This is a genomic window from Candidatus Marivariicella sp. (assembly GCF_983056325.1).
In genome coordinates, this window is the sequence record NZ_CEZOWA010000008.1 from 72480 (window position 1) to 81397 (window position 8918).

Below are 8918 nucleotides of genomic sequence, written 5' to 3' on the forward strand. Positions count from 1 at the left end.
TCAAATACTTGGGAGGTGAAAATGTTTTTAAGTGCAAGTTAAAATTTTAAATCAAAACCATACCTCGTTCCAAATAAAAACAAATTTTTATTTAGTAAATAATTATCCCATTTACTATTTAAAACTCCAATGTTAAATTGAGATCTCATATAAACGATCCATCTGGAAGCTAATTTATAATTTACCTCTGTTTTCAGCTGAGTTAATGAAGGGAGAGATCTAATATCACCCGAACTATCCTGAGGTAGTTGATTTAAAAAAACTTGTCTATAAACGGATGGCCTAGTTCCTATATATCTTCCCGAAACATTTATCCTTAATTTCTTAAGTACTTTTAAATCTAACGATATATCCCCTTCAACACCGGGAAGATTCCATGGATGTGAAATATTATCTAAATCATATTTATTTTGAATTAATGTAAATTTAAAAAGATTTTCTTCGTTAAAATTGAATAATAACTCTCCAAATAAACCATATTGAATTAAATTGTCATACTGAACTCCAAAAGAGTTTGCTAATTTATACCCTTGGGTTAAAACTGTTGGATCGAACGCATATCGATTAAAAAATATTGAGTTTTTTTCTTTTTTATAATGTGCTCCAAAATTGAATTCAAGACCAGAATCAAAAAATGACTTAAAGCCAAACCTAATATTATATGAGTTTTCAGTGGGAACTAGATTCAAAGAAGGAGCTACATAAGGATTTATATTTGAAATTTCAGAATAGCTATTAATCTTAACACCACCATCAATATCAATGTAGGGCTGATATTTTACACCAGCGCCAGTATAGTAAATCATCAATTTAGGACTTACGAAAAAATTATCAGTTGATCGATTTGATTTATTTAATAGATAATTAATTCTTGCACCAAATTGATATTTCAATTCACCTTCAACATTACCGATTTGAATTAATGATTCAAATTTTGTGAAAGAGGATTCTATTATATTTCTCTCAAAATAATCTTCATTAAAAAAGGAATTTAAGTATGAAATTTTTGGAACTAGTAGAAGATTCATTCTAAAAACTGGAATCAAAATATCCAATTTAAATTCAAAACTTTTTTCCTGTGATTTGTAACTGTCATTAATAAAATTAAGGTTAAGTCTAGCTCCTTTCAAATACGTATTATAAAATCTCCAATTAGACAAAACATTTAACCTTTTCCTTTTCTGACCACTAATTATTTTTTCTAAAAGTAGAGGGTCAGATAAAACTATTGATTCTGTATCAATTCCATAATAATTCATGTTATGCTGATCTACTGAAACACTATGAATTACTTCCATTTTTTGAGAAGAATAAATATGATTTATTCCAAAAATAAATCTTGATTCGTCACTAGATATTATAGTTTTATCAACCTGACCATAATTTAAACTGGTAATATCCAATCCAACACTCTGCGATCTGTCAATTTTATAATTAGCAGTGTAATCAAGAGTTAATTGATCCTTACTCCCTATTCCTAAATCAATAAAACTGTCAAGTCCATAATCATCAATTTTATTTCTCTTGAGCGTCAACGGACTAGCTTTATTTGGCTTGAAAGATGAAATGACAGGGGTCTCAATCAACTCATAAGTAACAGTAACCTTTTTACTTATAATTAAATCATTAGACGCAATAATAGATCTGATTTTATTAATATTTGTTAACTCGGGAACATAAGATTTTGAAACTACTATCTGCTGTGTTTTAATATCTTCATTGACATCTTGGCTATGTAAGCTTTTAACAAAAAAAATAAATAATATTAAAGATAAGTATCTACTCATTAGACTCAATATTAGTTGGTAAAGATGAGTTTTTGTCAAAGACATCATTTTTAACTTCAATAAGAAGTTTTTTAGCCTCTTTAGATACTTCCGGATACTGTTCGAAATTCTCTATCAGGGTTTCTAATAAGTATATTGATTGAAAGTCGTCATTAAGAAATTTAAAATTTTTTGCCATTAATAAGATGCTTCGGGCACTCCATATTGGATAATTACCATAAATCTTAGACAATTCAGCTATTACATCATTTGATAAATCGTATTTTCCAGATTGAGAGAGTTGAAAAGCTTTTAAAAATCTTGCCTCAACCGCTAACTCTTTTTTTGGAGAATTTTCTAATTCCTTGAACATCCTGAAGGCCGTGGTTGAATCTTTTTGAACAAGGGAAGAACGAGCGTAAATTTCAAGAGCATCCCACCGGATTTTGGAATCTAATTCATGTTCCTCTAAAACCTCTTTAGATAAAGTAATAGACTTAGAAAAGTCTTCATTATTAAAATAGGCCATCATCAAATTATTAAGAGCAAAATTTTTATTCTCTAAATTAGAAGTGAAATTTTTCAACCTAAGCAATAACGGTATTATTTTATCTGTTTGGTTTAAATTTTGTAAAGCTAGAACAGTGTTAACAATTGATCTTTCGGTATACTCATTCTCAGTTAAACCAATAAGATATTCATAATTTATAATAGCATTTTCCCAATCTTTTTTTTGAAAATTTATATCTGCTAAATAAAATCTTAAAGTTTTTAATTCACTGTAAGTAGGATATCTAATGATAAATTCCTTGATTTGTCTTTCAGCTTGTTTATTTTTTTTATCAAAATAAAATTTTTCAGCAGCATCAAATGCAGAATTTGCTAAGTCACCCTCAGTGAATGAATCTATATTTTTTTCTTTCAACCATTCAGAAAAATTACCAACCTCACCAAGCTCAATAGAAATTTCTTTTAATGTATTTAATGCCTGAGACATGATTCTATCATTTCTATATTTATCAACAACAATCTCCAGAACATTTTTGGACTTTTTTAATTCATTTGTATTGTAGAGAATCAGTCCCTTATTCAAGTAACTTCTGCTAGCAAAACTACTATTTGGAAAACGACTTACTAGATTATCGTAAGTCAAAATAGCCTCTTCATTTTTTTTTAGATTTGCATAAGTCTTAGCCAATTCGTACAAAGACTTATCAATCAAAAAATGGGTCTGATCAATACCAGTTAACTCAATCAAAATATCAATTTTATTTTGTTGCTTTTGAATAAAACCATATGATAGTGCTTTCTGAAATCTTGGATAACTCGTATTATCTCCAGACATAGAAATTGAAATATTATAATTTTCTAGAGCTACCCAGTAATTCGAATTCGCAAAATTACTATCAGCTAACCGAAGGTATGTGTCTAACAAATAACTAGAATTCATTTTATCTTTTTCATCAAGCTGATTCTCAAAACTATCAATTGCTTGTGGATAATTTCCTAATTTAAAATAACAGTAACCTATCTCATACCAAAATTTTTCATTTAGTACAAGGGCATTATTTTTGATATATTTGAAGTATTGTTGGTATGAATTTAGGGCTGCAGAAAACGAATTTGACTCGAATTGTGACTGTCCTCCCCAAAATAAACCTCTAGCGGTTATTTCTTTAGTTTTATCTAATTTTACTGCTTTTAAAAATACTAATTCGGCTGATGAATAATCACCTAGATTATAGGAAGCAATACCTTTTAAATATAATACTTTCTGAAGCGCTACATTATCTTTATATTCTCCACCAGATTCAAGTATTGATATAGCTTCATCGTATCTACCTCCTTGGGTGTATGAGGATGCTAAAATAGATTCAATATCCTTAACGTAAATATTTTTAGGATATGAATTTAAAAAGCGGACTAATACTTTTTGAGAGGACTCAAACGGATTTCCAGAATCGTATCCGAGCTTAGCATATTGCAAAAATGCATCTTCAGTAATTCGTATATCAAAATTCATCTCAGAGGCATTTCTAAAAGCACTTAATGCCTCAATTTTTTTATCAGACTTTAAATAACTATCTCCGAGAAGATAGTACGCATTTTGTGATAGTGAATTTGATTGATTTATAATTTTATTAAATTGATCTATTGCACTTAAATAATTTTTTGAGCTATAAAAAGCATATCCTAATTGATAAAAATCAGTATTGGACCATTTTCCATTTTTACCTTTGTAGTCCTTTAAATAAATCAAAGATTTATCATATATTTTTAAATTAAAGTAGCTCTCCCCTATTATCTTGGATAACTCTGACTTAATAGATTCGTTTGAATCAATAATTAAAGCAAGTCCCAAATCAATCGCCTTTTGAAAACGACCCAATTTAAAGTTCATGTCTACCTGAAAGTATTTAAGATCATCCTGCGTAGAATCTTTATTTGAATTACTAAATTCAAATTGTGCATTTTCATAATCTTCTAGCTGGTATGCAATATGTCCCAGATAATAAAAAGCATCAGACTTATATTTAGCAACGTTTTTTACCTTTTGTAAATATGGCCTTGCAGCTTTATACCTTTTAACATGAAACAATGAATATCCCATATTAAAATTAAACTTATTTCTTAGGGTATATGTGAATTGATCTTCTTTCAAGTCTTTATACCATTTTAAAGCATAAGAATATCTTTGATTTTCAAAGTAAAAATTTGCCAAATCAAATGGTAATTTACTCGCTAACGTGTTGAGAGGAAATTTTTCTAAATAGAAAGGTAACTGTTTATCTGCTCCCGTTTGATTATTTCGAAGAGATGATAGTAGAATCAAATACTCAATATTTGAATACTTTAAATTGTTTTCTGACAATCTAAGAGATGCAATAGAATTAGAGTAAGCATTATTATGAAATAAATTTCGCGATCTATCAGTATTATCAAAGTGAAAGTTTTGTGAAAATATAAGTCCAGATACTAAAAAAATTGTACAGAAAAACTTATTATTTATCATATTCAAAATTACCAATTTTAAACAGCTTATTCACAACATTATATTGAACAAAAAGATGTAATTTATCAACAATTATATAAAAGATTGATGGTAAAAGTTAATTTTACTAAAATCACTTCAACTAAAAAAATGGTTTCATTAAGTTCTGCCTCTATTATTCAAAGAAATAAAACTATTTTTAAGAATATTAATTTTAACATCAATCCTGGTGAGTTTGTTTTTTTAATTGGCAAAACAGGTAGTGGAAAAAGTAGCTTAATCAGAGCATTATATGGAGATATTCCCATAGATAAGGGAGAAGGAGTTGTAATTGGTTTTGACTTAAAAAAACTAAAAAATAGCGAAATACACTTGTTAAGAAGAAAAATGGGAATTATTTTTCAAGACTTCAAACTTCTTCAAGACATGACTGTTTATCAAAATCTTGATTTTGTTCTTAGATCTACAGGTTGGAAAAACAAAAAACTAATTGAAAATAAAATAAATGAAGTTTTAGAACTTGTTTCTATTAAAATTCCAACTGAAAAATATCCCTTTGAACTATCTGGAGGAGAACAACAAAGAATTGCTATTGCTAGAGCACTTCTTAACGATCCTCAACTAATAATTGCGGATGAACCAACAGGAAATTTGGATCCTGAAACGAGTCAGAATATAATGCAACTCCTGAAAAAACTACATGAAAGGGGAATCACTATTTTAATGGCTACTCATGACTACAATATGATCATCAAGTTTCCTGGAAAAATATTTCAATTTGAAAATGGTGAGATTCATGAAGTAGTAGCTAAATCAGATTAACCATTATTTGACCTTCTCTTTCGCTCGTTTTCATCTAAATAAACTTTTCTAAGACGAATAAACCCAGGAGTGACTTCAACGTATTCATCACTTTGAATATATTCTAAGGCTTCTTCCAGTGAAAATTTAATTGGAGGAGCGAGTTTAACTTTATCATCTGTTCCAGACGCTCTAACATTAGAAAGTTTTTTTGTTTTGGTTACATTTATAACCATATCATCACCTCTTGAGTTTTCACCAATAACCTGACCCGTATAAACCTCTTCATTTGGTCCAATAAAAAACTTTCCTCTATCTTGAAGTTTATCTAGGGAGTATGGAATTGCAGTACCTTTTTCCATTGAAATCATGGAGCCATTTATTCTACTTGGTATTTCACCTTTATATGGTTGAAACTCCATAAACCTGTGATTCATGATAGCCTCTCCTGCAGTTGCGGTTAGTAATTGATTTCTTAAACCTATTATCCCTCGTGAAGGGATAATAAACTCACATACCATTCGACTTCCTTTAGGGGTCATGCTAGTCATCTCTCCTTTTCTAAGTGTAACCATTTCTATTGCTTTTCCAGAAACAGTTTCAGGTAAGTCAATAGTTAACTCCTCTACTGGCTCGTTTTTAATTCCATTGATCTCCTTTATAATGACCTGTGGCTGTCCAATTTGAATTTCATAACCTTCTCTCCTCATTGTTTCAATCAAAATAGAGAGATGTAAAACTCCTCTTCCAAAAACAATAAATTTATCAGCTGAATCAGTTAGATCTAACCTCATTGCAAGATTTTTTTCTAATTCTTTTTCCAAACGATCCTTTATATGACGGGAAGTAACATACTTTCCATCCTTCCCGAAAAACGGTGAATCATTGATAGTAAATAGCATACTCATTGTAGGCTCGTCTATGTTTATTGTTGGAAGAGATTCGGGGTTTTCTATATCAGCTATAGTATCACCAATTTCAAAATTTTCTAAACCAACAACTGCACACAAGTCTCCTGCAACAACATCTTCAACTTTCTTTCTTCCTAGCCCATCAAAAATATGAAGTTCTTTTATTTTTGATTTTACTACATTACCATCTCTTTTACATAAACTAACAGACATATTTGAAGACAATGAACCGCGTTGCAATCTGCCAATCGCGATTCGACCAGTGAAAGAAGAAAAATCCAAAGATGTAATTAACATTTGTGTAGTTCCATCTGATATTTTTGGTGGAGGAACGTGTTCTAATACAGTATCTAGTAGAGGTTCAATTGAGTCTGTTGGCTTAGACCATTCAAGACCCATCCAGTTGTTTTTTGCAGAACCATAAACAGTTGGAAAATCCAATTGCCACTCTTCGGCACCTAATTCAAACATTAAATCAAAAACAGACTCATGGACTTCTTCTGGGGTACAATTTTCCTTATCAACTTTATTTATAACAACAAGAGGCTTAAGTTTTAAATCAATTGCTTTTTGAAGAACAAATCTGGTTTGAGGCATTGGACCTTCAAATGCATCTACAAGAAGAAGTACACCATCTGCCATATTTAATACTCTTTCAACCTCACCTCCAAAGTCTGCGTGACCGGGGGTATCAATTATATTAATTTTTACACCTTTATATTGAACTGAGACATTCTTCGATAAAATTGTAATTCCTCTTTCTCTTTCAAGATCATTATTATCTAAAATCAACTCTCCTGTATCTTCATTGTCTCGAAATAAAGAACAGTGGTGAAGGATTTTATCAACCAGTGTTGTCTTGCCATGGTCAACATGTGCAATAATAGCTATGTTCCTTAAATCTTGCATATTAAGTTAAAATTTTGGCAAATATAGCATATTCAAAAGGTAAACAATTTAAAATTGGAGTTTCTTTGCATACTATACACACACTAGAATTATTGTACATTTGTTTAAACTTTTTTGATGATTAGTAATGTCCCTAGAATAAAACATACTCAAAGTGGTCAATTTTTTTTAATTGCTGGACCTTGTGCAATTGAAAATGAAAGTATGGCCCTTAATATTGCAGAGAAAACTATAACTATTTGTGATAAATTAAAAATCCCATACATTTTTAAAGGAAGTTTCAAAAAGGCTAATAGGAGCAGAATTGATAGTTTTACTGGTATTGGGGATGAAAAAGCTTTAAAAATATTATCTAAAGTAGGAGAAACATTCAACATCCCTACTTTAACTGATATTCACAATATTAATGACGCTTCAAAAGCAGCAAATTATGTAGATATTCTTCAAATTCCTGCTTTTCTAGTTAGACAAACTGATTTAATTATTGCAGCCGCAGAAACAGGAAAAGTGATCAATTTAAAAAAAGGACAATTCATGAGCCCAGAAAGTATGAAATTTGCTGTCCAAAAAGTAAAAGACTCTGGAAACCAAAATGCATGGATAACTGATAGAGGATCACAATTTGGTTATCAAGATCTTATCGTTGATTTTAGAGGAATTCCAATAATGAAAGAGATTGCCCCTACAGTTCTTGATGTAACTCACTCTCTTCAAAAACCAAATCAAAATAGTGGAGTTACAGGAGGTCAACCCAAAGCAATTGAAACAATAGCCAAAGCTGGAATTGCTGTTGGGACTGACGGTTTATTTATAGAAACTCATTTTGATCCAAAAAATGCCAAAAGTGATGGTGCAAATATGCTTGATATTAAAAAACTTGAACCTTTACTAGTTAAATTATCTCAAATTCGTAAAGTAATCAACCAACAATAGTTTAGAAATTCAATATTAATTACCTTTGATAACTTTTGAAATTCAAAAGGTTCTTTGAAATTTTGGGGTCGACTGGTTTTGACAGCATGTTTAATAAATAAGTAAGCAAGTCGAGCGTTGATTCATTAGCTCGTAAATAACATGTTTCACACTTTTAAATGGCGAAAATAACTACGCTCTAGCTGCATAATTAACTGAATAAAGTAAGTTAATGCCAAGTTCTGACTAGGTCAGAAAGCCGGATGTCTCATAATAGCCCTTGTTGACGGCGATTAATATAGAGGCACCATAAATGTCAACATCGAAAAACAAACGCATTTTTTGTTTTTTTCAATCTCAATATGCTAAGCTTATTGTAGCCTGTTTTTGTTCGGCAATAAGTCTAAAATTATACAAAAACTAAGCTTGTAGAACGCTCCTTTATGGCGTGTTTGGACGAGGGTTCGATTCCCTCCGACTCCACAATAAAATTCCCTAATATATTTATAAACAATATGTTAGGGTTTTTTATTATACGTATTTGTACGGTTATTGAACTACCCACACTAGGTCTAAATAAATCCACTTTCCTTTTTGGAAGCGCTTCGCTATATGGGTATATTATCC

Annotated in this window: 5 protein-coding genes and 1 other RNA gene; 3 read left to right on the forward strand and 3 right to left on the reverse strand. The window is 30.3% G+C overall.

Annotated features, from left to right (window positions below; genetic code table 11):
* Positions 1 to 38: 38 nt before the first annotated feature.
* Together AC3ATN_RS04105 and AC3ATN_RS04110 are read right to left on the reverse strand one after the other, a co-directional pair.
* Entirely contained in the window at positions 39 to 1787 is a 1749-nt protein-coding gene (locus AC3ATN_RS04105; RefSeq protein ID WP_487531963.1) for a hypothetical protein, read from the reverse strand.
* Positions 1780 to 4779, reverse strand: a complete 3000-nt coding sequence (locus AC3ATN_RS04110; protein ID WP_487531964.1) for a tetratricopeptide repeat protein — start codon at positions 4777 to 4779, stop codon at positions 1780 to 1782. Before AC3ATN_RS04110 ends, AC3ATN_RS04105 begins: the two co-directional genes overlap by 8 nt.
* An 87-nt stretch (positions 4780 to 4866) precedes the next feature.
* Between AC3ATN_RS04110 and AC3ATN_RS04115 the strand changes: the two genes are divergently transcribed.
* On the forward strand, positions 4867 to 5580 hold the full coding sequence (locus AC3ATN_RS04115; protein ID WP_487531965.1) for a cell division ATP-binding protein FtsE: 714 nt from the start codon (positions 4867 to 4869) through the stop codon (positions 5578 to 5580).
* Here AC3ATN_RS04115 and typA read toward each other — a convergent pair.
* Positions 5577 to 7379, reverse strand: coding sequence for a translational GTPase TypA (gene typA, locus AC3ATN_RS04120; RefSeq protein ID WP_487531966.1), 1803 nt, complete (start codon positions 7377 to 7379; stop codon positions 5577 to 5579). The two genes, AC3ATN_RS04115 and typA, sit on opposite strands and share 4 nt — an antisense overlap.
* Positions 7380 to 7496: 117 nt before the next feature.
* Here typA and kdsA point away from each other — a divergent pair, with 117 nt between their 5' ends.
* Together kdsA and ssrA are read left to right on the forward strand one after the other, a co-directional pair.
* Positions 7497 to 8312 (forward strand): 3-deoxy-8-phosphooctulonate synthase, encoded by an 816-nt coding sequence (gene kdsA, locus AC3ATN_RS04125; protein ID WP_487531967.1) that lies wholly within the window; start codon positions 7497 to 7499, stop codon positions 8310 to 8312.
* A 64-nt stretch (positions 8313 to 8376) separates the two neighbouring features.
* Positions 8377 to 8777, forward strand: a transfer-messenger RNA (tmRNA) gene (ssrA, locus tag AC3ATN_RS04130).
* The last annotated feature ends 141 nt before the right edge of the window (positions 8778 to 8918 follow it).